Raw genomic sequence first — 23,807 nt, 5'->3', positions numbered from 1 at the left:
GGCCATGCTTGTCGAAGGCATTAAGAGCCGTCCGGTCTATACGGGACTTTCCATCCAGCCGCGCGCCCGGCGGCACATCTTCGCACTGGAAGGGGAGGGCGCCCATGCCCTCCTCGACCGGAAGCCGGCACTCGACGAGACGGCGCTTTCCCGCAGCGAGATCCTCTATGTCGCGCGCGGCTCGCAGGGCAAGGGAAACGACGAGGCGCTGCGCGCGCTTGGCGCCGATATGTTCTTCGCAGCCCCGACGATCGCGACGCTGCTCTTCCGCCTCAGGGGGACGCTGACGAACGCCCATATGGGGACGCGGCTTTATATCGCCGGCACGGAGGGCTTCATCGGCCAGGCGATGATGGTGGCGCTCGATCACGGCATGGACCATGCCTCGATCATCACCGAACACCGCGGCTCGCTGGCGCGCCGCGTGCAATGTGTCCACTGCAAAGGCGTCACCGAGGACGTCACCCACAGCCCCTTTCCCTGCGGCCATTGCGGTCTGCCGCTTCTCGTACGCGACCATTACTCGCGGCGCCTCGGCGCCTTCCAGGGCGTCAATATCGATGCGGAGGAACCCGGCAGCGCGCCTGATCCGGAGGAGTTGTTCCTGTGAGCGGTGGTACTGAAATTCCCGTCCGAGTGACCCGCGTGACGCCGGTCGCTCATCGCATCAAACGATTTCGCTTCGAGCGCCTCGACGGCCGGCCGATGCCCTATTTCTCCGGTGGCGCCCACGTCATCGTTTCGATGAACGACAATGGTCACGTGCGGCGCAATGCCTATTCGCTGATGTCGGCGCCATATGATTGCTCGGCGTACGAGATCAGCGTGCTGCATGTCGAGGATTCCCGCGGCGGCTCGTCCTTCATGCACGAGAAGGTGCGCGAAGGCGACGAAATGAGGGTATCGCATCCCGTTAACCTGTTTCAGCCGGATTGGCGCGGCCGAAAGCATCTGCTGATTGCCGGCGGCATCGGGATCACGCCCTTCATCGCCATGATGGAGCAGTTTGCCCGCGAAGGCGCCTGTTTCGAAATGCATTATGCCATTCGAACGCGCGACCGCGGCGCATATTGCGAGGACCTCGTCGCCCGCTACGGACCGCATCGGGTGAAGATCTACTGCGATGCCGAAGACAATCGCATTCCGGTCGCCCGCTTGCTCGACAGCCAGCCGCTCGGCACGCATCTCTATGTCTGCGGTCCCGCGGGCATGATCGACGGCGTACTCAAGACCGGGCTGGAGGCTGGCTGGCCGGAGCAGAACCTGCATTCCGAGCGCTTTCTGTCCTCCCAGCCCGGCAAGCCCTTTTCGATCGAGCTGACGCGCTCCGGCAAGACCGTCCATGTCGGTCATCACGAGAGCATGCTGGAGGCGATCGAGGCGGCCGGAATCGATGCGCCCTTTCTCTGTCGCGGCGGTGCCTGCGGGCAGTGTGAAACGATGGTCGCCCTCTGCGACGGCAAGCTGCTGCACAACGACGTCTATCTGACCGACGAAGAAAAGGCTTCCGGCCGAAAGGTGATGCTCTGCGTCTCCCGATTCGAGGGAAAGGCTTTGCATCTCGACCTCTAGAGCCGTCCAGGAAAACCGTCCAACAGTTTTCCGCCCAGAAATGCGTAGTTCAAAGACTTGGATTGTTCGACAAAACGATCCATCGGGCCGATCAGGAGGAGAACGGGCATGGCAATCGCCTTCAAGCAGGAAACGTTCCGGGACGATTTCAGCTATCGCAACAGTCCGGAAAACATCCGGCGCTTTCCGTTTCCCTTCGACCGCGACGAATACATGTACGCGGTCAACATGGAACCGCATGTGAAGGGGCAGAAGGGCACTGCCTTCGAAAGCCTGATCGACGTCGATGAGCACTACGTCGCCGAGATGCACGATCGGGCCCTGGTCCTGAAAGAGGACCCGCTGCGCTACCAGGCGTTGCCCCATATGATGACGGCCCAATGGGATACGCTGGAACTTCTGATGGAGGAGCAGGCCGCCGGCTTCCCCGAACATTTCACGCTCATCAGGAACGGCGATCAATGGCGCTGGATCAACCGGCCGCTCGGCATCGACGACACCTTCACCTTCGGCGATCGCTCGACGCTGCCCTATGAACCGCTCGAATACATCACCCGCCAGGCGCAGGGGGATTTCTGCATCGTAGACCAGCGCGACGGCAATCTCTGGATGGATGCCGGCATGGTCACGACCCAGGCCGACTGGTCGCTCGATTTCGACATCGGCATGAACTTCATGGAATGGCACGGCCCGGTGCCGCTCGCCCATCAGATGGGCGTCTTCGACCGCGCGCTGAAATTCCTCCTGAATCTGCAGCAGGGCAAGCCTACGCGCCGTTTCAACTGGACGATGACGATCAATCCGCGCCTCGATACCAGCCCGGAAAACTACCATAAATGGGGTCCGGACCGCGCGACGGTCACACCGGAAAACGTCGGCGAGAAGGTACATCTGCGCGTCGAGGTGCAGAGCCTGTGGCGCCTGCCGCGCTCGAACGCCATCCTCTTCGTCATCCGCTGCTATCTGATGAATATGAACGAGCTCGTGACGGTGCCTAAATGGGCGCGCCGCTTTCCGCGCGTGCTCAGCACGCTGCCGCCCGAGCTCATCGATTACAAGGGCCTGACGCGCTATCGCCAGACGACGATCGACTGGCTTTCGAAATTCGACGACGGCGCGCCGACCAGTCCCGGCACATTCCCGGATTGACGCCGTTTCCAGCGCCAAGACGACTGCATGCAATTGCAACTTCACAAAAGCAAAAGGGGAATGCGTCATGACAAGAGTTGCCGTCATCGGTGCCGGTCCATCGGGCCTCGCCCAGTTGCGGGCCTTCCAGTCGGCCGCCCAGAAGGGTGCCGAGATTCCGGAGATCGTCTGCTATGAAAAGCAGTCCGATTGGGGAGGGCTGTGGAAATATACCTGGCGCACCGGGCTGGACGAATATGGAGAGCCGGTGCATGGCAGCATGTATCGCTACCTCTGGTCGAACGGTCCGAAGGAATGCCTGGAATTCGCGGACTACACCTTCGAGGAGCACTTCGGCAAGCCGATCGCCTCCTACCCGCCGCGCGCGGTGCTGTGGGATTATATCAAGGGCCGTGTGGAGAAGGCGAATGTGCGCGACTGGGTGCGTTTCAATACGCCGGTGCGCATGGTGCATTTCGACGAAGAGACGAAGAAATTCACGGTTACCGCTCATAACCGCCTCGAAGACCGCATGTATGACGAGGAATTCGACTACGTCGTCGTTGCGAGCGGCCACTTCTCGACACCGCACGTCCCCTATTTCGAAGGCGTGAAAACCTTCAACGGCCGCGTTCTGCACGCCCACGATTTCCGCGATGCATTGGAATTCAAGGGTAAGGACGTTCTCATCGTCGGCCGGAGCTACTCGGCCGAGGATATCGGTTCGCAATGCTGGAAGTATGGGGCGAAATCGGTAACGACGAGCTACCGCTCAAAGCCGATGGGCTTCAACTGGCCGGAAAATTTCGAGGAACGGCCGCTGCTGACGAAGCTCGAAAACAAGACGGCTCATTTCGCGGACGGCTCGACGAAGGAAGTGGACGCGCTGATCCTGTGCACCGGCTACCAGCACCATTTTCCGTTTCTGCCGGATGAACTCAGGCTCAAGACCGCCAACCGCCTTTGGGCCGACCATCTCTACAAGGGCGTGGTCTTCGACAAGAATCCGCAGCTTTTCTACATCGGTATGCAGGATCAGTTCTATACCTTCAACATGTTCGACGTGCAGGCCTGGTGGGCGCGCGACGTCATGATGGGCCGCATCGCGCTGCCGCCGGAAGAGGAACTGAAGGCCAATTTCGACATGTGGCGCGCCCGCGAGGAAACGCTCGAGCATGCCGAGGAGATGATCTGGTATCAGGGCGACTATGTGAAGGAGCTACTGGCCGAAACCGATTATCCGAGCTTCGATATCGAAGGGGTCAACCGGACCTTCATGAAGTGGGAGCACCACAAGGCGGAAAACATCATGGGTTTTCGCGACAATGCCTATCGTTCGCTGATGACGGGCAATATGTCGCCCAAGCATCACACGCCTTGGGTGGAAGCGCTCGACGACTCCCTGGAGGAATATCTGCGCGCTTGACGATCTTCGGCTCGGCGCATGCCCTTCCCACCTGTGGGAGGGGCTAAATTCCACTTGCGCGGCCGGCAAGGCGTAGAGAGGATTTCCCAAATCGGTTCAGGAGCGCGGCCGCTTCTTCTGCGGATCGTAGTGCGACAGCGGCACGACGATTGCGGGCAGGCGCTTCTGCTGGCCGTCAAGCTTGCCGATCTCCACCTGCGTACCGACCGTCGCATGCGTAACGTCGATCCGGGCAAGCGCGATCGTCTTGCCGAGGACCGGTGAGCGGGTGGCACTGGTGATGACGCCGATCTGCGCGCGTCCGACATGCACGCAGTCGCCGTGGCCGACCGCCTCGTTCGCCTGTATGTCGAGGCCGACCATCAAGTGGCGCGGGTTTTCCTTGCGGCGGATCAGCGCTTCGCGGCCGATGAAATCGTCATGCTTGGACTTCAGTGGCACCGTGAAGCCGATACCGGCCTCGAACGGGTCGGTCTGATCGTCGAAGTCGTAATGAGCGAAGATCAGGCCCGCCTCGATGCGGACCATGTCGAGCGCTTCCAGCCCCATCGGCCTCAGCCCATGCGGCTCGCCGGCCCGCCAGACCGCGTCGAAAACGGTCAGGGCGTCTTTTGGGTGACAGAATATCTCGTAGCCGAGCTCGCCGGTATAGCCGGTGCGCGAGACGACGATGGGCGCCCCCTCGAAGCCTCCGATGCGACCGACCGCGAAACGGAACCATTCGAGCTCGCCGATCGTGGGCTGACGCGGTGCCGTCCAGACGATCTCCTTGAGGATGTCGCGGCTCTTCGGGCCCTGAACGGCAATATTGTGCATCTGATCGGTCGAGGAACGCACCCAGGCCCTGAAGCCTTTCTTCTCCGCCTGCTCGCGCAGCCAGATGCCGCTGTAATCGTCCCCGCCGATCCAGCGGAAGTTCTTGTCGCCGAGGCGGAAAAGGGTGCCGTCGTCGATCATGCCGCCATGCTCGTAGCACATCGCGGAATAGACGACCTGCCCGGTCGAAAGCTTGCGCACGTCGCGCGTCAGGCAGTATTGCAGCAATTCCTCGGCATCCGGACCGGTGACCTCGAACTTGCGCAAAGGCGAGAGATCGATCACTGCCGCCCTTTCCCGGCAGGCCCAGTATTCCTCGACCGGCCCCGCCGACGAAAACCGGTTCGGCAGCCAATAGCCGCGATATTCAGCGTAGTCTCGCGTCAGCGCCGAGAAACGGGGGTGAAAGGCGGTTTCACGCGTCAGTTCGGGATCGGCATCGGGTGTCATGCGATAGGCTACCGCTCGTGAGAATTGCTCTTTTCCGGAAAAGGTCCGGACGTGGATGTCGGTCGGATCCCAGCCGTTTGCCGCGTCGATATCGTCGGGGCAGGAGGAGGAGACGCAGACGAGGTCGGTCAGGGCCCGCATCAGCACGTAGTCGCCCGGACGCGACCAGGGCTCATCGAGATAGAGCTGATTGTTGTGGTCGATATCGGTGTTGTAGAAATAGTTGAGCGCCTCCCAGCCCTTGCGGCCGGGAATGCCATAAGGCGCAAGCGCCGCGTTGAAATTGTCGGTACAGTTGACGTGGCCGGGATAGCCCATGTCATCGTAATAGCGCGAATTGCAGGCGGTGGCGAAAGCGTCGTGACGGCCAACCGTGTCCTGCACGATCTCCACCAGCGGCTCGAAATCGCGATCGAAAGCCTTGGAGGGCAGGCCCGGCGCCGGGTAGCTGCGCCCGAGCAGGGTACGGGTGACGGTTGAGTCGAGAGCCAGGTCGAGGCCCTTGTCGACCTTGCGGGCGGCAAAGGCCTGAAAGTCCGTGCACTGGCGGCCATAGACGTCGATGATCTGTATGAATTCTCCGGCCCGCACGAAATACGCCGAAGCGGTTGCAGCCTTGATGCGGATGTCTTCGATCGGATCGGCAAGCGGCTCCGGCAAGGCGGAGGAATAGTCGCGGACCACCCTGCTGCGGCGGACCCTGACCTCGATGGGCGTTGCCGTGTCCTGTGCCTCGGGCGACATCGCCTCTGCGGGTGCGGCAACGATCAGCAGCCCCTTCACCGCGATCGTGAATTCGACCCTGCTGCCCGGCGTGGACCGTTCCCCGAAGATGCGGAGCGCGCCGGCCGTGGCCAGATCCGCACCGCGGCGCCGAAGCGCGCTTCGAATGCGCAGCGTGCCCGCTTCTTCGCGGGAGAGAATGGTCTTGAGGCCCTCGGCGGCATTGGTGAACGCCGCGCCGAGGCCTGCCGCCTGGAAGCGGCCGCTTTCGTCAACGAAGGAAAGCTCGCATGCCTGGCCGCCCTCCGCATCGGTGACCGTCACCAGGTCTCCCGCTTCGACGCGTACGACCAGCGAGCCGCCACCCTTGCATCGGTATCGTTCAGTGTCCTTCGGCAGCGCCGGAATGCCCGGATAGCGGATGATGCTCGCCGAAACGGGCCTCCCCCCAAGCATCCCAGGACGGCGATTTTCCATAGCACCCTCGCGGCCGAATGTTGGCCCCTGCCCGGATCATGCTGGCAAAATACCGAGCTGAAGTAAAGGAGATATATTGACTATGAAGAAACTTTCTTCACTATGCATAAACGGCCGGATCTGAATTCAATGCATAAATGGGGCACCAAGACATCGGGCCGGCTGCCGTGGGAGGCACGTTCAGGGAGACGTATCGAAGAACACGTCCGGAACAAATAAAAGGGGAATTCAGCGATGACAGATGTGGTGAACGCCGGCATTGCTGCCGGCACCGAGGGGAAGCTTATACGCGCGCTCGACTGGAAGGGCGCTTTCTGGGTGGCAGCTGGCGTGCCGCCACTCGTGCTCTTCTCCATCGGCGGCATTGCCGGCACGACCGGCAAGCTGGCCTTCGCGGTCTGGATCATTTCGATGATCATGGGCTTCCTGCAATCCTTCACCTATGCGGAAATCGCCGGGATGTTCGCCAACAAGTCCGGCGGCGCCTCGATCTATGGAGCGACCGCATGGCTGCGCTATTCGAAATTCATCGCGCCGCTTTCCGTCTGGTGCAATTGGTTCGCCTGGTCGCCGGTGCTCTCGCTCGGCTGCGTGATCGCCGCGGGCTATATCCTCAATGCCCTCTTCCCGATTCCGGCGGCGGATTCGCAGGCGGTGCTCGACTGGATCGGCGCCCATGCCGCCTCCGTCACCGCCGATAGCCCCCGTGTCGCCGAGTATATCGCGGCCCATGCCGGCCCCCCCCCGGAAGATGCCGTCAAGGCGGTTCTCGCAGCCGACGGCGTAGCGGCGCTGACGCCCATGATCCGCAACTGGTCGCTGGTCAGCTTCAGCATACCCTTCCTCGCCACGGCCAATATCAACGCCACATTCCTGATCGGCGGCATCCTGATGCTGATCATCTTCGCGATCCAGCATCGCGGCATCGCCGGGACCGCCAGCGTTCAGAAGTGGCTCGCTATGCTCGTCCTCATTCCCTTGCTGATCATCGGCATCTATCCGATCGTCAGCGGCCATATCGTTGCCTCCAACGTCACCGGCCTCGTGCCACCGACGGCCGCCTATTCCGGCGAGGACGGCACCTGGAGCAATGGCGGCTGGACGCTCTTTCTCGGCGGCCTCTATATCGCCGCCTGGTCGACTTACGGGTTCGAGACGGCGGTCTGCTATACGCGCGAACTGAAGAACCCGCGGACCGACACCTTCAAGGCGATCTTCTATTCCGGCCTCGTCTGCTGCCTGTTCTTCTTCCTCGTACCCTTCGCCTTCCAGGGGGTGCTTGGTCATGCCGGCATGCTGGCGCCCGGCATCATCGACGGCACGGGTGTGGCCGAGGCGCTCGGGGGCCTGATCGGCGCCGGCCGTATCGTCACCCAGCTTCTCGTGGTTCTGATGATTCTCGCGCTCTTCCTCGCCATCATGACGGCGATGGCCGGTTCCTCGCGCACCCTTTACCAGGGCTCGAAGGACGGCTGGCTGCCGAAATATCTCAACCATGTGAACGAGAACGGCGCGCCGACCCGGGCCATGTGGACCGACTTCGCTTTCAATCTGTTCCTGCTTGCCATCGCCTCGGACGTCGGCGGCTACTTCTTCGTGCTCGCCGTCTCCAATGTCGGCTACATCATCTTCAACTTCCTGAACCTCAACTCCGGCTGGATCCACCGTATCGACTCCGGCCATATCGAGCGGCCCTGGAAGGCGCCGACCTGGCTGATCGGCCTGAACACCGTGCTGGCCTTCGTGAACGCGCTCTTCCTGGGCGCCGGCGCCAAGGTCTGGGGCTACTCCAATGCGTTGTGGGTCGGCTTCATCTTCGCCGCGCTCATCCTGCCGGTCTTCGCCTATCGCCACTACTTTCAGGATCGCGGCAGGTTCCCGCTCGAAGCCATGGAGGATCTCGGCCTCTCCGGGCAGAACCTCGGCGTCAGGAAGGCGGGCATGTTACCCTATCTGGCGCTCGGCGGAGGCCTCGCCATCGTGCTGTTTGCCAACTGGTTCTTCCAGCTGCCGGCCTGAACTCGGGGGCAGTGGCACGTTCTGCATCAGACCCTGCGATCGAAACACAGAAAAAGGCCCGCTTCGGCGGGCCTTTTGTGATGGTATGTCCGGTCGCGGAAGTGCGTCCTCTCAGACATTGTCGCCTTCGGTCGATGTTCCCTGTGCCTTGCCGGCGCTGCCGGCGCCCCATTTCCAGCCGCTGATCGCCGGCATGTCCTCGCCGTATTTCTCGATATGGTGCCTGTGGTCGATCAGCCGCTCGTGAATCGCCTGCTTGAAATAGGCCGCGCGGGCGCCGAGTTGCGGCAGCCGGTCGATGACGTCCTCGACCAGATGGAACCGGTCCAGATGGTTGAGCACCACCATGTCGAAGGGTGTCGTCGTCGTCCCCTCTTCCTTGTAGCCGCGGACATGCAGATTGGCATGGTTCGTTCGGCGATAGGTGAGGCGGTGGATCAGCCAGGGATAGCCATGAAAGGCGAAGATGATCGGCTTGTCCTTGGTGAACAGGGCGTCGAAGTCGCGGTCCGGCAGGCCGTGCGGGTGCTCTCCCGATGGCTGCAGCTTCATCAGATTGACGACGTTGATCACCCGCACCTTCAATTCCGGCAGGTGTTCGCGCAGCAATTGCACCGCGGCGAGCGTCTCCAGCGTCGGAACATCGCCGCAACATGCCATGACCACGTCCGGCTCGCAGCCTTTGTCGTTGCTTGCCCATTCCCAGATGCCGAGGCCCTCGGTGCAATGCTTCACCGCCTGGTCCATGGTCAGCCATTGCGGCGACGGCTGTTTGCCGGCGACGACGACGTTGATGTAGTTGCGGCTCCTCAGGCAATGGTCCGTCACCGACAGCAGCGTATTGGCGTCCGGCGGCAGATAGACGCGGATGATGTCCGCCTTCTTGTTGACCACGTGATCGATGAAGCCGGGGTCCTGATGGCTGAAGCCGTTATGGTCCTGGCGCCAGACATGCGAGCTCAGGAAATAGTTCAGGGAAGCGATCGGGCGCCGCCACGGGATCTCGTTGCAGACCTTCAGCCATTTGGCGTGCTGGTTGAACATCGAATCGATGATGTGAATGAAGGCTTCGTAGCAGGAAAAGAAGCCGTGGCGTCCGGTCAGGAGATAACCTTCGAGCCAGCCCTGGCATTGATGCTCGCTCAGGACCTCCATAAGCCGTCCGTCGGGCGACAAGTGGTCGTCTTCCGGATAGATGTCCGCCATGAAACAGCGATCCGTGACCTCGAGCACGTCCTGCCAGCGGTTCGAGTTGTTTTCGTCCGGACTGAACAGGCGGAAGTTCCCGGACTTCAGGTTGAGCTTCATCACGTCGCGCAGATAGCTGCCCATCACGCGGGCCGACTCGGCCGTGGCCGCTCCGGGGCTCTGAACCGCAACCGCATAATCGCGGAAGTCGGGCATCTTCAGGTCGCGCAGCAACAGCCCGCCATTGGCATGCGGATTGTCGCTCATCCGGCGGCGTCCCGGTGGGGCAAGCGCCGCCAGTTCCGCCGTCAGCCGCCCGTCACCGTCGAAGAGCTCCTCCGGCCGATAGCTCTTCATCCAGCCTTCGAGGATGCGGATATGCTCCGGCTTGTCCATGTCTCCCATCGGAACCTGATGCGATCGCCAGTAATCCTCGCATTTCTTGCCGTCGATCTCGGCCGGGCAGGTCCAGCCCTTGGGTGTGCGGAAGACGATCATGGGCCATGCAGGGCGTTTCAGATTGCCGTTGACCCGGGCGTCGGTCTGAATGCGCCTGATATCCGCGAGCGCGGTATCGAGCGCGGCCGCCAGCTGCTGATGCACGTCTGCGGGATCATGACCCTCGACGAAAAGCGGCGCATAGCCCATGCCCTCGAAGAACTTCTGCAGCTCCTCTCTGGGAATGCGTGCGAGAAAGCAGGGATTGGCGATCTTGTATCCATTGAGGTGCAGGATGGGCAGGACGCAGCCGTCGCGCGCCGGGTTCAGGAACTTGTTGCCGTGCCAGCCGGTCGCGAGCGGGCCCGTTTCGGCTTCCCCGTCGCCCACCACGCAGGCGACGATCAGCTCCGGATTGTCGAAGGCGGCACCGTAGGCATGGCTCAACGCATAGCCGAGCTCGCCGCCCTCGTGAATGCTGCCCGGCGTTTCCGGCGCGACATGGCTCGGGATGCCGCCGGGGAAGCTGAACTGCTTGAACAGCTTCCGCAGGCCTTCGGCGTCCTGGCTGATGTCCGGATAGACCTCGCTATAGGTGCCCTCCAGATAGGCGTGGGCGACAAGCGAGGGCCCGCCATGCCCGGGGCCGATGACATACATCATCTCCAGATCGTCGCGCTTGATCACCCGGTTCAGGTGCACATAGAGCATGTTCAGGCCGGGCGACGTACCCCAATGGCCGAGAAGCCGCGGTTTGATGTGCTCCCGCTTCAGCGGCTCGCTGAGAAGCGGGTTGTCGAGGAGGTAGATCTGGCCGACGGAGAGATAGTTCGACGCCCGCCAGTAGGCGTCCATCCGCTGAAGTTCATCTGCAGACAGCGGACCGGCGGATAAAGGCTCTTGGCTGGAAACGTCACGTGCCGTCCTGGGGGAAGTCATGTATTCCTCCTGAAGCGAGAGCTCGGATAGCGACGGTGCAACGAGCCGCCGAAGCTGCCGCTGCAGAATCTATGGCGGTGCGGCGCCAGGGCAATGCCGAGCGTAGCGGCAGGGACGGAAAACCGTGGTCTTGCGGAGCCGGTCGCCTCAACCCGGCAACTTCGCCGCCGCATGACGCCCGCCCTGATAGCGCACGCCGTCCGAAGGCTCCTCCTCACGCTTCTCAATCTCGTGCCGGTAAGGCTCGCTGCTGTCCTGCGGGCGCCAGCCGAGGAAGTCCGCATGCCCGTTAGACCACCAGACGTCGCGGTTGGCGGAGACGCCGTAGAGCACCAGATGGCCGATTTTCGGGGCATCGAGAAGCCGGCGCACAAGCGCCAGGAAATCACGCGGGCTCAGCCAGGTGGAGAGCATGCGCCGGTTGGTGGGTTCGGCGAAGCAGCTGCCGATCCTGAGGCAGGCGGTTTCCATGCCGTATTTGTCGAAATAGAGCCGGGAAAGGTCCTCGCCGAAGCACTTGCTGACGCCGTAAAGGCTGTCCGGCCGCCGCGGCGACAGGTGGTCGAGCGTCTCGCCGATGGGATGGAAGCCGGTCACATGGTTGGTGCTCGCAAAGAGGATGCGGTTCACGCCGGCTTTTCGCGCCGCCTCGTAGAGATTGTAGGTGCCGAGGATGTTGGCCTGAAGAAGAGCGTCGAAGTCTGACTCCACCGAGATCGCACCGAGATGCAGGATCACATCGCAACCGCGCACGAGTTGGTCGACAGCCTCGCGCTCGGCGAGGTCGCATCGCACGATCTCCTCGCCCTCTCCGGCGGGAGAAAGCGTGGCGACATCCGAAAGGCGCAAAACATCGGCCCAGCCCTTCAGCCCCTCGCGGGCATAGCGGCCGAGGCCGCCCGCGGCCCCGGTTATCAATAGTCGCGTCGTCATGCGTACAACCTGCTTGGCACGGATCGCGATGATTTCGGGTCTAATGACCAGTCGTCGTCGGGATCAATGAATCTCGGGTTCGGGCAGCTTATGGGGCGATTGCAGGAAGGTGAAGTCGCAGCCTTCCGGCGCCTGCTGGATATGCTCCGCATGCATCTTCAGATAGCCCCTCGAATAATCGCGCTCCGGCGGCCTCCATTCGGCGAGCCGGCGCTCGATCTCCGCCTGATCGACCTCGAGCGTGATCGTGCGGCGGGCAACGTCGAGCGCGATGATGTCGCCGTTGCGGACCGCTGCCAGCGGGCCGCCGACATAGGCCTCCGGTGCTACGTGGAGGATGCAGGCGCCGTAGCTGGTGCCGCTCATGCGGGCGTCGGAAATGCGCACCATGTCGCGCACGCCTTCTTTGAGGAGCTTCCTCGGGATCGGCAGCATGCCCCATTCCGGCATGCCCGGTCCGCCGACCGGCCCGGCATTGCGCAGGATCATCACCGTGTCGGCTGTGACGTCGAGATCATCGTCGTTCACCGCTTTCATCATAGCGTCGTAATCGTCGAAGACGAGCGCCGGACCGCGGTGTTGGAGCAGGGCAGGGTCGGCCGCCGCGGGTTTCATGACGCAGCCCTGCGGCGCAAGGTTGCCTTTGAGAATGGCCGTGCCGCCGCGCGCGGCCACCGGCCTGTCGAGCGGGCGGATCACCTCGGGCAGATGGACCTCCGCCTCATCGAGGGCGCCGCCGATCGTGCCGATCACATTGCGTTCCCCGGTATGCAGGAGCGGCTTCAATTGTTTCCAGAGCGCGATCAGGCCGCCGGCATAGTAGAAGTCCTCCATCAGGAATTCACCGGTCGGCCGGATGTTGCAGAGAACAGGGACTTGGGCCGATACGCGATCGAAATCATCGAGCGTCAGAGGAACGCCGCAACGGCGCGCGATCGCGATAAGATGGATCATCGCATTGGTCGAGCCGGCCATCGCCATGTGCACCGCGAGCGCATTCTCGAATGCCTTCGCCGTCAGAATGTCGGACGGCTTCAGATCCTCGAAGACCATCTCGACGATGCGCGCGCCGGAAAGCGCGGCCATGCGCGCATGACCGGCATCCGCCGCGGGGATGGCGGAGGCGCCGGGCAGCGAAAGCCCCAGCGTGTCGGCAAGCGCCGTCATGGTCGAGGCCGTGCCCATGGTCATGCAGGTGCCGAAGGAGCGGGCGATTCCGCGCTCCATTTCGCTCCATTCGTTCTCGGTGACGCGGCCGGCTTCCTTTTCCGCCCAGTATTTCCAGACGTCCGATCCCGAACCCAGCATCCGGCCGCGATAATTGCCGCGCAGCATCGGCCCGGCCGGCACGAAGATCGTCGGCAGGTCGACCTGGATCGCTCCCATGATCGTTCCCGGCGTGGTCTTGTCGCAGCCGGCAAGCAGGACGACGCCGTCGACCGGATGCGAGCGGATGAGCTCCTCCACCTCCATGGCCAGGAAATTGCGGTAGAGCATCGTCGTCGGCTTCACATAGGTCTCGGCAAGCGACATGGCCGGCAGCTCGATCGGAAAGCCGCCCGCCTGCCAGACGCCGCGCTTGACCTCCTCTGCCCGAGCCCTGAGATGTGCGTGGCACGGATTGATGTCGCTCCAGGTATTGATGATCGCGATGACGGGCTTGTTTGCGAGTTCCGCATGGTCGTAGCCCATCTGATAGAGGCGGGACCTGTGACCGAAGGCGCGCAGGTCCTTAACGCCGAACCAGCGAAAGCTTCGAAATTCCTCCGGCTTCTTGCGCCTGGTCATCGGCACGCTCCTTTGCATTTGCGGGCGGGTCGGCTAGATTGCGCCTGTACAGAAAAATGACAGGTGAAGGCAGACCCTTGAACGACGTAACGTTGAAACTGAAACCGGCGCGGCGGGAGCGGCTTGCCGATGTTCTCTACGGGCAAATTCTCGAGCAGATCGCCAGCGGCCAGATGGCCGAGGGGGCGAAGCTGCCGTCCGAAGCGCATATCTGCCGCGACTTTCAGGTTTCCCGTCCGGTCGTGCGGGAGGCGCTGATGCGGCTGCAGGCCGACGGCCTGGTGGTTTCGCGCCAGGGTATCGGCACCTTCGTGAAATCGCGTCCGTCCGACAAGCTCACCAGTCTCGCCGCTTCGGCCGAGATCGCGAGCTATCTCAGGGCTTTCGAGCCCCGGCTCGCGCTGGAGACGGAATGCGCGGGGCTTGCAGCGATGCGCCGGACAAAGGCTCAGCTCAATCAGATCGGCGAGGCGCTGGCGGCGCTGGAAGGCGCCTTCGCGCGCGGCGAAACCGGTTGGGAAGAGGATTTCGCCTTTCACCACGCCGTGGCAGAAGCCGCGGGAAACGAGCTTTTCCCGCGGCTTCTGGAAGAACTGCGTGACATTCTCAGCGGCTCGATGCGCATGGCGCTCGGCCTGACGCGGCAGGGCTCCGATGATCGCCGCCGCCGTGTCCTCGAAGAACACCGCAAGATCTACTCTGCCATTTCGGGCCAGAACCGGGACCTCGCCCGCCTTTACATGCGCTACCATCTGACGGAATCGCGCGCCCGTATCACCGGCTCCCATGGCGATCTCTGATCCGGTCATGCTCCGATCCACTTCAAGCGCTCGCCGATAGCCGGGCTCACGCTGCCGCGGCGCACCGCGCGGAGCGGCAGGCCTTCAGAATCGCGGTTTCAAGGGGCGTCTTCATGCAAATCTCCCGGCCGGTTCTTGTATTTTTATTTTACAAGTTGAGCGAGGGCAAGAGCAATGATAGAGCAAACACCTGCGGCAACGAATTCAAATATGGACTTTAAGCGCCTCTGTACGCATTTCTCCTGGCAGCGGCCCGGGCCCATGGTGTGAAACATGTCTTTCGATTTAACATTTGAGTGTCTTCTGGATTCGCGCTGCGACGTCGCCGAAAGCCCGGTTTTCGATGAGCGCCGGAACTGCCTGTTCTTCGTCGATATCGGCCGCAGCGCCCTTCATCGCGTCGATCTTTCAGGCGCCGGCCACGTCGAATGGACCGTCGAGGGCGGCGCCTGCAGCACCGGCCTTGCACGCTCCGGACGCCTCGTGCTGGCGCAGCGCGATCGCGTGGTTCTGTTCGATCCCGACGCCGGCGCGGTCACCAGGGAAATCGCCGCGATCGAGCCGGACATTGCGGATACGCGTCTCAACGACGGCAAGGTGGGACCGGACGGCGCCTTCTGGGTGGGGACGATGCACGATGTGCCCGACCGCCGCCCCGTCGCGTCGCTCTACCGCGTCTCGCCCGAGGGCGCGGTGGAACGCAAGGTGGAAGGCGTGGTCTGCTCCAACGGCCTCGCCTGGAGCGGCGACGGTTCCCTTCTGTTTCACTCGGATTCGCACGTGGCCTGGATCGACCGCTGGCAGTTCGATCTCGCAACGGGCGCGCTTTCCGGGCGCAGGCGGCTGGCAAGCCTGGACGAGGCGAGCGGCCGGCCGGACGGAGCCGCCACCGACGTGGAAGCCCAATACTGGAGCGCCGGCGTGTCGGCCGGGATCGTCAATCGCTTCTCGCCCGAAGGCCGCCTTGTCGGGACGCACCGCTTTCCGGTGCCGGCGCCGACCATGCCCTGCTTCGCCGGGCCGGACTTGAAGACGCTTCTCGTCACGTCGCTGCGGCCCGCGGGCATCGGCGAGGAAAACCGCTCCGGCGGCATTTTTGTCGCAAGAAGCCCCGTGGCGGGTGTGGCCGTCCACCGCTTCGACGATCGTTGGATTTGAGGCTGGCGTCTGCGGTCCGATCAGCGCTCCGGGACAGGCGGCAGTTCGGGCGCATCCAGTCCCCTGAAGGGATCGCGCCAGGCATCGATCTCCTCGAGCCGGTCATTCCAGCGGCAGATGTTGGGATAATCGCCAAGCGGCAGCCCGGCGGCATCGTTGAAGGGCAGAAAGGTCGCCATTCGGAAATCCGCATGGGACACGGCGCCTCCGACCAGCCAGTTCCGCCCGGAAAGCTCCATATCGAGTATCGCCGCTGCCGTACGGAACATGCTCAGCCCCTCCTCGACCAGCTGCTGGTCGATCGGGCCGAGCCCATAGCGCTGCTTCGTGCCGCGCTCGAACTGCACCATGTCGCAAGCTCGTACGAAGTTTTCCTTGCCCCAGCTGATCCATCGGACCATGTCGGGTTCGTCGTCGCCGATGCGCCAGAAATCCGATTGCATCGCGCGTGAAAGCCGGCAGGCGATCGCGTCGGCCTCCCAAAGGCTTTTTCCGGCCTCCACGAGTATCGGCAGCGAAAGGTTCGGGTTGAGCGGCCGAAACCGTTCCGCCTGCCCCGGCGCGAAGGGCGAGGCGAACTCGAACTCGACCTCGGCTGCGAGATGGCGTGCCACCGCGACGGCAAGACGCGGATTGGGATTGCGGCTGTAGAACAGTTTCATCGCATGGCCCTGCCGTCGGCGCCGAAGACATGGCAGCGCGACGGGTCGAAGTGGACGGCGAGATTGGAGCCGCGCTCGACCTTCTGCTGCCCCTCCAGCGCGACGGTCAGCTGCTGGCGATCCGGCGTGATCCCGTAGAGCATGGTTTCGCCGCCGAGATTCTCGACGATCTCGACATTGACGGTAGCGAGCTCGATACCGCCCTCGCGCGCGGAAAGATGCTCCGGCCGGATGCCGAACGTGACGTCCTGTCCCTGTGTCGCACCGTTCAGGCGACGGGGAAGGCGGATCGTTCCGCCGCAGACCTCGATCGCCGTTTCGCTTCCGGTGACGTCCGCGATCCGCGCCTTGAGGAAATTCATCTTGGGGCTGCCGATGAAGCCGGCGACGAAGCGGTTGACGGGATTGTTGTAGAGATCGAGCGGTGCGCCCACCTGCTCGATTCGGCCGGAATTCAGGACGACGATCTTGTCGGCCATGGTCATGGCCTCCACCTGATCGTGCGTCACATAGATCATGGTGTTGCCGAGGTCCCGATGAAGCCTCGAGATCTCGACGCGCATCTGCACGCGGAGTTCGGCGTCGAGGTTGGAAAGCGGCTCGTCGAAGAGGAAGATGCGCGGCTCGCGCACGATCGCCCGGCCGATCGCCACGCGCTGCCGCTGACCGCCGGAGAGCGCCTTCGGCTTGCGGTCGAGCAGCTTTTCGATCTGCAGGATCTCGGCCGCCCGGCGCACCTTCGGCTCGATTTCGGCCTTCTTGAAGCCGGCCGTTTCGAGGCCGAAAGCGAGATTTTTGTAGACCGACATGTGCGGATAGAGCGCATAGGACTGGAACACCATGGCAATGCCGCGTCTGGCGGGTGCCACTTCGTTCATCCGGTCGCTGTCGAGCATCAGCGTGCCGCCGGAAATCTCCTCCAGTCCGGCGATCATTCTGAGCAGCGTCGACTTGCCGCAACCGGACGGACCCACGAAGACGGCGAACTCGCCGGGGTCTATGGTCAGGTCGATGCCGTGGATCACGTCGAGCGCGCCGTAGCGCTTCTCGACCTTCTGAAGAACGACGCTCGTCGCCATGTCAAAGTCCCTCCCTGCGGCCTTTATCGGGTATTCGCACGCCAATCGGCATATTTCGGGCTGTCCGGCCCAAGCGGTAACTCAATTTCGCGGCCGGTATCGGCGGATTGATAGATCGCGGTGACCAGTTCCAGTGCGCGGCGCGCGTCCTGCGTCGTCACGGGCAGGGGTCCCCTGCCGCTCAGGAAATCGTGGAAATGCGCCATCTGGGTGGTAAAGCGTGGCGAGACCGGGCGCCAGTCGCCGGTCACTTCGTCTATCCGCGCCTGCACTTCGTCATTTGACGCGATGATCTTCCACGGATCCTTACCCGGCGCATAGGGTTCGTGGCTGCTTTCGAAGGTGACGTTCTCGAAATGCAGCCTGAGCCGGCTGATCTGCTCCTGCGAGCCGAGCGTACAGGAAAGCGAAACGAAGGCGCCGTTCTTCATGAGCAGGCTCGCCGAGGCGCAATCCTCGACCTCGATGTCGTTGACCCGGGTCGCGACGCGGCCGAATACGCGCGCCACCGGGCCGAGAAGATGCAGCATCATATCGTGCAGATGCAGCGCGTGGGTGACGAGCACGCCGCCGAGCTCCGTCGCCCACTTGCCGCGCCAGGGGACGGAATAATATTCGGGCGTGCGCAGCCAGAACGTCTCGACCGAGCCGACATAGGGCTTGCCCGCGATGCCCGCCTCGATGATGCGCTTGGCTTTCTCGATGCCGTCGCCATAGCGGTACTGGAAGATCGGCATCAGCACGCCGCGGGCCTCTTTCTCGGCTTCCATGATCGCATCGACGCCCTCGAGCGATCCGGTCAGCGGCTTTTCGCAGATCACATGCTTGCCGGCGGCAAGTGCTGCGAGCACCTGTTCGAGATGGATGCCTGGCGGGGTGCAGATGTCGATGATGTCGATGCTGTCGTCGTCGAGCAGTTCGTTGAAGGAGCGGGTCCGCTGCTCGATGCCGAATTCGTCGCCGACCTCGTTCAGCCGCTCCTCGTTGAGGTCGCAGAGAGCCTGGACCCGGAACTTGTCCGGGTGCGGCTGATAGCCTTCGACGATGTGCGAACGCCCGATGCCGCAGCCGATGATGGCGACCGTCTTCACGCTCATGTCAGTTCCTGTCCCCGTTCTGTTCGGCGATCGCCTGCGCCTGAAGCGCAAGCTCCATGGCCTTGAAGCAGCGCTCCTGCGGCATTGCGGTTTCGGTCCTGTCGCGGATGTCGGCGAGGAACTGGCGCCCGAAGGGCAGGTCGACGCGAGAGCAGTCGATATGTTCGACGCCGTTGCGGTCCGCGAGAAACAGGTGGTTGCCGCCTTCGCGGCCGGCGAGATCGACCGTCTTGCGGACCTCGATCGTTCCGGAGGTGCCGACGATGAAGAGCCGGCCGTCACCCCAGGTCGGCATTCCCTCCGGCGTCAGCCAGTTCACATGGATCATGCCGGTTGTCCGCCCCGTCGAGAGGTGGATACTGCCCGTATCCTGCAGTTCCGGAGCGTCGGGAACGCTCCGGTTGCCGACGCTCGCCGATAGCACGGTCGCGTCGTTGACGCCGGTGAAGAACAGGAACTGCTCGCACTGGTGCGACGCGATGTCGGTCAGGATGCCGCCATAGTCCGCGCGGCGGAAGAACCAGTCGGGCCGCGTCTCGCGGCGCAGCCTGTGCGGGCCGAGGCCGACGATGTGCACCACCTCGCCGATCGCGCCGGCGGCGACGAGCTCGCCGGCCTTGACCGTGGCCGGGCTCTCGAAATGCTCCGAATAGAGGATCGAGAAGATGCGGCCCGTCTCGGCCTGGACCCGGCGCAGCTTGGCGAGCTGGTCGAAGCTCGTCATGCCCGGCTTGTCGACAAGCACGTCCTTGCCGTGCTGCATGGCACGGATCGCCAGTTCCGCGCGCTCGCTCGAAACGGCGGCCGAGACGATGAGGCCGATGTTCTCGTCCTCGAGGATTTCCTCTGCCGTCGCGATGCGCCGGGCGTCTGCGTAGACGGCGGAAAATTCCGCGGCCAGCGCATCGTCCTTCTCGTGGAAGCCGGCGAGGCGGGCGCCGGCCCGAAGCAGGCAGTTGACCTGGCCGTAGATGTGGTTGTGGTTGAGCCCGACGGCAGCGAAACGCAGTTCGTCCATGATGATTTTCAAGCTCCGTCGCTCAGCGCTTCATGCCGGTTGTGGCGATGCCCTCGATCAGAAGGCGCTGGAAGAAGAGGAAGAAGAAGAACACCGGCACGAGCGAGAGCGTCGACATGGCGAAGAGCCCGCCCCAGTCGGAGGTGCTGCTGGAGTCGACGAAGGTCCTCAAGCCGAGCTGGATCGTGTAGCTGTTCATGTCGTTGAGGTAGATCAGCGGCCCGAAGAAATCGTCCCAGGTCCAGATGAAGGAGAAGATGGCGGCCGTCGCCAGAACGGGAAGCGATAGCGGCAGCATGATCTTCCAGTAGATGCGCCAGGCGCCGCAGCCGTCCATCATCGCCGCTTCGTCCAGTTCGCGCGGTATTCCGCGGAAGAACTGCACCATCAGGAAGATGAAGAAGGCATCGCTGGCGAGGAACTTCGGGACCACCAGCGGCAGGAAGGTGTTCACCCAGCCGAGATCGAGGAAGAGCACATATTGGGGAATGAGCGTCACGTGATAGGGGATCATCATCGTGCCGAGCATGATCGCGAACCAGAAATTCCGCCCCGCGAAGCGCAGCCTCGCGAAGGCATAGGCCGCGAGCGAGCAGGCGACGACATTGCCGACGACGGTGAGGACCGCAATGACCAGCGAGTTCCAGAAGAACCGCCCGAAGCTGACGTCGAGCCCGAACCAGCCGCGCACATAGGAGGAAAAGTCCACCGAGGAGGGCCAAAGCGACGTCGAGGCGAAGATCTCGTCCTCCGGCCTGACCGAGGCCGAGATCATCCACAGGAGCGGATAGATCATGGCGATCGAGGCGGCGATCAGGGCGGCGTGAACGAGGAACGATCCGACAGGGCCGCGGCGGCCCGTCGGGACCGGCGGCGGGGCGGTTACCGAGCTCATGGTCGCGTCAGTCATCGTAGTGCACCCAGTAGCGAGAGGTGAGGAACGAGAAGGCCGTGAACAGCCCGATGATCAGCACGAGAATCCAGGCAAGCGCCGAGGCGTAGCCCATGCGGAAATTACCGAAGGCCTCCTGGTAGAGGTAAAGAGTGTAGAAGAGCGTCGAGTTGATCGGGCCGCCGGTGCCGCCGGAAATGATGAAGGCGGGAGTGAAGGCCTTGAAAGCGTCGATCGTCTGCACGACCGCGTTGAAGAAGATGACCGGCGTCAGCAGCGGCAGCGTGATCTTGTAGAACTGACGGAACTTGGACGCCCCGTCGAGGCTTGCCGCCTCGTACATGTCCGTCGGGATCTGCCGAAGGCCCGCGAGGAAGATGATCATCGGCGATCCGAACTGCCAGACGCTCAGGACCACGAGCGTCCATATCGAATAGTCCGGATGCGAGATCCAGCTCGGCCCCTCGATGCCGAACTGGGCCAGCAGGCTGTTGATCAGGCCGTCGCCGGCAAAGAGCTGTCGCCAGAGCACGGCGATAGCGACGCTGCCGCCAAGCAGCGACGGCAGGTAGAAGATCGCCCGATAGACGGTGAGCCCCCGGACGCCGCGGTCGAGAAGGATCGCGACGAGCAGCGCGAAGGCGAGCTTGAAGGGCACCGAGAGCACGACATAGAGAAACGTCACCTTGACGGCAGCGGCGAATTTCGGGTCGGCCGTCGCGATGCGCGCGTAGTTGGCGGTGCCGATCCATTCCGGCGCGCGGATCAGGTCGAAGTTCGTGAAGGAGAGATAGAGTGACGCGATGGCGGGCCCGAGCGTCAGGCCGAAGAAGCCGATGAGCCATGGCAACAGGAACATGTAGCCGGCTCCATGGCTTGCCCATATCCTGGCCAGGCGACCCTGTGCGGCCGGGCGCGAAGACGCGCCCGTGCCGACTGCGACAGCGGTGTCCTGCACGGCCGCCATCCTCCTTAACCCCGCGCGAGGATCTGGCTGACCTCGTTCACCAGCGTCTCGCCCCCTTGCTTGGCGTCGAGCTGACCGAAGCCGACCTGTTCGGCGACGTTGCGCAGAGCGAATTCCGCCTCGCCGGCACCGCTGGGCGGCGGCGGCGGCAGATCGCCGGCAAGCGCTCCGAGGCCCGAGACATAGTCGAGCATGGCGCGGCCGAGCTCGTCGAGCGTCGACGCCAGTTTTTCGCGCACGGCTGCCGATTCCGGTACGCCGCGCTCGACGCCCAGGATTTCGGCGGCTTTCGGATCCTTGACGAAGAAGTTGACGTATTTGGCGCCGAGTTCCGGGTCCTTGGTCTGGGCCGAGACCGAGAAGAACATCGACGGCTTGCGGTAATGGCCGCCCTTCGCATCCTTGTCGATCAGCGGATGGCTTCTCAACGCCAGCTTGTCCTTGTTTATGCCCTGATAGGCGACGAACTGGTTGGAGTGCGCGAAGGAAGCGGCCGCCTTGCCGAGCGACAGCGGGCTCGTCTCCACATTGTACTGGTCGAGCGCCTGGATGTCCGGCGGGACGCAGGCCTTGTCCTCGCGCATCTTCTGCCACATGGCGAACCATTCGGCCGCATCGTTCGCATCATAGGCGATCTTGCCGTCCGCGGTGAACAGTGCCTTGCCGCGCTGGCGCAGCCAGTTTTCGAAAAGCGGCTCGACCGCGCTGCCGTCGGAGAGGCCATAGAAGCCCTTGCGCTTGCCTGCCTTGGTGATCTCGGCGCCGATTCGCGCCATCTCATCCCAGGTCGTTGACGGCGTCGGAAGTTCAATGCCGGCTTCCTCGAAAGCGGCGGCATTGACCATCATCGCTGCCGAGTTGGCGCCGAGGCTGATGCCGTAGAGCTTGCCTTCGACGCTGCCGCCCTTGATCTGCACCTGGTCGAAATCCTCGACCTTGAGCACGGAGCCGAGATAGTCGTCGAGGGGCGCGAGCGCGCCGCGCCGGGCATATTCGACGATGTAGCGATAGTCCATCTGGATGATGTCGGGCGCATTGCGCCCGGCGACCTGGGTCGCAAGCCGTGGCCAGTAGTCGCTCCAGCCGAGGAATTCGCCATTGATGGCGACGCCCGCGTTCTGCTCCTGAAAGAGCTGATTGACCTTGTTCGTGCGGTCGGCACGGGCCTGCGAACCCCACCAGAGCACCCGCAGCCGCGCCTCCTGCGCAAAGGCGGGCGCCAGTGCGGACATCGAAAGAAGTGCCGCCCCTCCCGCGAGTACATTTCGCCTGCTGATCTTATGCGTCATCTGTTCCTCCTCCCTTCGGAACGCCTCCACAACGTTCCGGCCTCTTGCAACAAATAACTATTTGGTTACAAGTTATGGACAAGCAATGATCCTGTCAAGCAGTTGTGTGCGGAACTATCATTGACTTGTAAATTATTATGACAAAGTTGCACCCGAATGCCGCTAAAGGCAAGAGGATGCGGAGGTTGCGTGTGATGGAGAAGATGCGAGACGGAGCGAAGGGGAGGAACGGGTCCGGGGGGCGGGCGGAACGGACGCTGCAGCGCGACCCCGAGCGCACGCGTGCCTCGATCCTCGCCGCTGCGACCCGGGAGTTCGCCGAAAACGGCATAGGCGGCGCCCGCGTCGATGCCATCGCCGAGAGGGCGGGCATCAACAAGCGCATGCTCTACCACTACTTCGGCGACAAGGAGCAGCTTTATCTCGCGGTCCTGGAAGAGGCCTATGTCGGCATAAGAACGGCGGAAAAATCCTTAAACCTCAGCGACTTGGAACCTGAACAGGGAATTGCCGAGCTCGCCATGTTCACCTGGGGCTACTTCCTGGAGCATCCGGAGTTCCTCAGTCTCCTCGGCACCGAAAACCTGCACCGGGCCCGCTGGCTGCGTCAGTCGACGCGTCTAAAGGAACTGCATTCGAGCTTCATAGACAAGCTCTCCGACCTTCTCCAGCGCGGCAAGGCCGGTGGCCTCTTTCGGCCCGATGTCGACCCGCTGAACCTCTATCTGACGATCGCCGCCCTCGGCTATTTTTACCTTTCCAACCAATACACGCTCTCGACGATCTTCGGCCGCGACCTCATGGACAAGAGCAATCTCGACGTCTGGCAGCGCCATATCGTCCATGTCACGCTGGCATCGATCCGGCGCTGATCCAGGCACATGTCGTTTTTTTTGTTGACAAGTGTGATTCTCCTCTGCCACAAAGTAACCGATTAGTTACTGGCTT

Annotated in this window: 19 protein-coding genes; 8 read left to right on the top strand and 11 right to left on the bottom strand. The window is 62.9% G+C overall.

All coding sequences use genetic code 11. The features are described 5' to 3' along the window. The first annotated feature begins 4 nt into the window (after nt 1-4). The 4 genes from M1D43_RS12995 to M1D43_RS12980 all read left to right on the top strand — a co-directional run bounded on the left by M1D43_RS12995 (nt 5) and on the right by M1D43_RS12980 (nt 4,126). Complete coding sequence (locus M1D43_RS12995; RefSeq protein ID WP_127541453.1) at nt 5-610, top strand: dimethylamine monooxygenase subunit DmmA family protein; 606 nt, start codon at nt 5-7, stop codon at nt 608-610. After that, nucleotides 607-1,572 (top strand): PDR/VanB family oxidoreductase, encoded by a 966-nt coding sequence (locus tag M1D43_RS12990; RefSeq protein ID WP_318853524.1) that lies wholly within the window; start codon nt 607-609, stop codon nt 1,570-1,572. The genes M1D43_RS12995 and M1D43_RS12990 overlap by 4 nt, the downstream gene beginning before the upstream one ends. A 108-nt stretch (nt 1,573-1,680) precedes the next feature. Continuing rightward, entirely contained in the window at nt 1,681-2,721 is a 1,041-nt protein-coding gene (locus M1D43_RS12985; RefSeq protein ID WP_010968354.1) for a heme-dependent oxidative N-demethylase family protein, read from the top strand. Between the two features lie 67 nt (nt 2,722-2,788). After that, nucleotides 2,789-4,126, top strand: coding sequence for a trimethylamine monooxygenase (locus M1D43_RS12980; RefSeq protein WP_153313471.1), 1,338 nt, complete (start codon nt 2,789-2,791; stop codon nt 4,124-4,126). 96 nt (nt 4,127-4,222) lie between these two features. On the opposite strand, the gene M1D43_RS12975 is transcribed toward M1D43_RS12980, so the two are convergent. Continuing rightward, nucleotides 4,223-6,592 (bottom strand): trimethylamine N-oxide demethylase, encoded by a 2,370-nt coding sequence (locus M1D43_RS12975; protein ID WP_003532499.1) that lies wholly within the window; start codon nt 6,590-6,592, stop codon nt 4,223-4,225. Nucleotides 6,593-6,826: 234 nt separating this feature from the next. On the opposite strand from M1D43_RS12975, the gene M1D43_RS12970 reads away from it, so the two are divergent. Then, nucleotides 6,827-8,611, top strand: a complete 1,785-nt coding sequence (locus M1D43_RS12970; RefSeq protein WP_153313472.1) for a trimethylamine N-oxide permease — start codon at nt 6,827-6,829, stop codon at nt 8,609-8,611. A gap of 111 nt (nt 8,612-8,722) precedes the next feature. Here the strand turns inward: M1D43_RS12970 and M1D43_RS12965 are convergent, their stop codons facing one another. The 3 genes from M1D43_RS12965 to araD all read right to left on the bottom strand — a co-directional run bounded on the left by M1D43_RS12965 (nt 8,723) and on the right by araD (nt 13,897). After that, nucleotides 8,723-11,176, bottom strand: coding sequence for a phosphoketolase family protein (locus M1D43_RS12965; RefSeq protein WP_153313473.1), 2,454 nt, complete (start codon nt 11,174-11,176; stop codon nt 8,723-8,725). Nucleotides 11,177-11,323: 147 nt separating this feature from the next. Further along, entirely contained in the window at nt 11,324-12,109 is a 786-nt protein-coding gene (locus M1D43_RS12960) for an NAD-dependent epimerase/dehydratase family protein (protein ID WP_153313474.1), read from the bottom strand. A 63-nt stretch (nt 12,110-12,172) separates the two neighbouring features. Continuing rightward, nucleotides 12,173-13,897, bottom strand: coding sequence for an L-arabinonate dehydratase (gene araD, locus M1D43_RS12955; protein ID WP_153313475.1), 1,725 nt, complete (start codon nt 13,895-13,897; stop codon nt 12,173-12,175). A gap of 77 nt (nt 13,898-13,974) precedes the next feature. On the opposite strand from araD, the gene M1D43_RS12950 reads away from it, so the two are divergent. Continuing rightward, nucleotides 13,975-14,697 carry a FadR/GntR family transcriptional regulator gene (locus M1D43_RS12950; protein ID WP_003532493.1) on the top strand — a complete coding sequence of 241 codons (723 nt, stop codon included), beginning with the start codon at nt 13,975-13,977 and terminating at the stop codon, nt 14,695-14,697. A gap of 273 nt (nt 14,698-14,970) precedes the next feature. Next, nucleotides 14,971-15,855: an SMP-30/gluconolactonase/LRE family protein gene (locus M1D43_RS12945; RefSeq protein ID WP_153313476.1), complete on the top strand. Its 885-nt coding sequence runs from the start codon at nt 14,971-14,973 to the stop codon at nt 15,853-15,855. A 20-nt stretch (nt 15,856-15,875) separates the two neighbouring features. On the opposite strand, the gene M1D43_RS12940 is transcribed toward M1D43_RS12945, so the two are convergent. The 7 genes from M1D43_RS12940 to M1D43_RS12910 are packed head-to-tail and all read right to left on the bottom strand — an operon-like array spanning nt 15,876 to nt 22,859. Next, nucleotides 15,876-16,517 carry a glutathione S-transferase family protein gene (locus M1D43_RS12940; RefSeq protein ID WP_027990576.1) on the bottom strand — a complete coding sequence of 214 codons (642 nt, stop codon included), beginning with the start codon at nt 16,515-16,517 and terminating at the stop codon, nt 15,876-15,878. After that, nucleotides 16,514-17,596: an ABC transporter ATP-binding protein gene (locus tag M1D43_RS12935; RefSeq protein ID WP_003532490.1), complete on the bottom strand. Its 1,083-nt coding sequence runs from the start codon at nt 17,594-17,596 to the stop codon at nt 16,514-16,516. Before M1D43_RS12935 ends, M1D43_RS12940 begins: the two co-directional genes overlap by 4 nt. A gap of 23 nt (nt 17,597-17,619) precedes the next feature. Continuing rightward, the gene (locus tag M1D43_RS12930) at nt 17,620-18,693 is read right to left on the bottom strand and encodes a Gfo/Idh/MocA family protein (protein ID WP_127541451.1); all 1,074 of its coding nucleotides are present in this window, start codon (nt 18,691-18,693) and stop codon (nt 17,620-17,622) included. A gap of 1 nt (nt 18,694) precedes the next feature. Further along, on the bottom strand, nt 18,695-19,711 hold the full coding sequence (locus M1D43_RS12925) for a Gfo/Idh/MocA family protein (RefSeq protein WP_013844972.1): 1,017 nt from the start codon (nt 19,709-19,711) through the stop codon (nt 18,695-18,697). Nucleotides 19,712-19,733: 22 nt separating this feature from the next. Beyond that, nucleotides 19,734-20,621: a carbohydrate ABC transporter permease gene (locus tag M1D43_RS12920; RefSeq protein ID WP_003532486.1), complete on the bottom strand. Its 888-nt coding sequence runs from the start codon at nt 20,619-20,621 to the stop codon at nt 19,734-19,736. Then, nucleotides 20,614-21,570 carry a carbohydrate ABC transporter permease gene (locus tag M1D43_RS12915; protein WP_014529984.1) on the bottom strand — a complete coding sequence of 319 codons (957 nt, stop codon included), beginning with the start codon at nt 21,568-21,570 and terminating at the stop codon, nt 20,614-20,616. Before M1D43_RS12915 ends, M1D43_RS12920 begins: the two co-directional genes overlap by 8 nt. A 5-nt stretch (nt 21,571-21,575) precedes the next feature. After that, nucleotides 21,576-22,859, bottom strand: coding sequence for an ABC transporter substrate-binding protein (locus M1D43_RS12910; RefSeq protein WP_107607847.1), 1,284 nt, complete (start codon nt 22,857-22,859; stop codon nt 21,576-21,578). 194 nt (nt 22,860-23,053) lie between these two features. On the opposite strand from M1D43_RS12910, the gene M1D43_RS12905 reads away from it, so the two are divergent. Further along, complete coding sequence (locus M1D43_RS12905) at nt 23,054-23,731, top strand: TetR/AcrR family transcriptional regulator (RefSeq protein ID WP_003532480.1); 678 nt, start codon at nt 23,054-23,056, stop codon at nt 23,729-23,731. The last annotated feature ends 76 nt before the right edge of the window (nt 23,732-23,807 follow it).

The organism is Ensifer sp. R1-3 (assembly GCF_056739175.1).
This window is presented reverse-complemented; position numbering and strand designations above follow the sequence as displayed.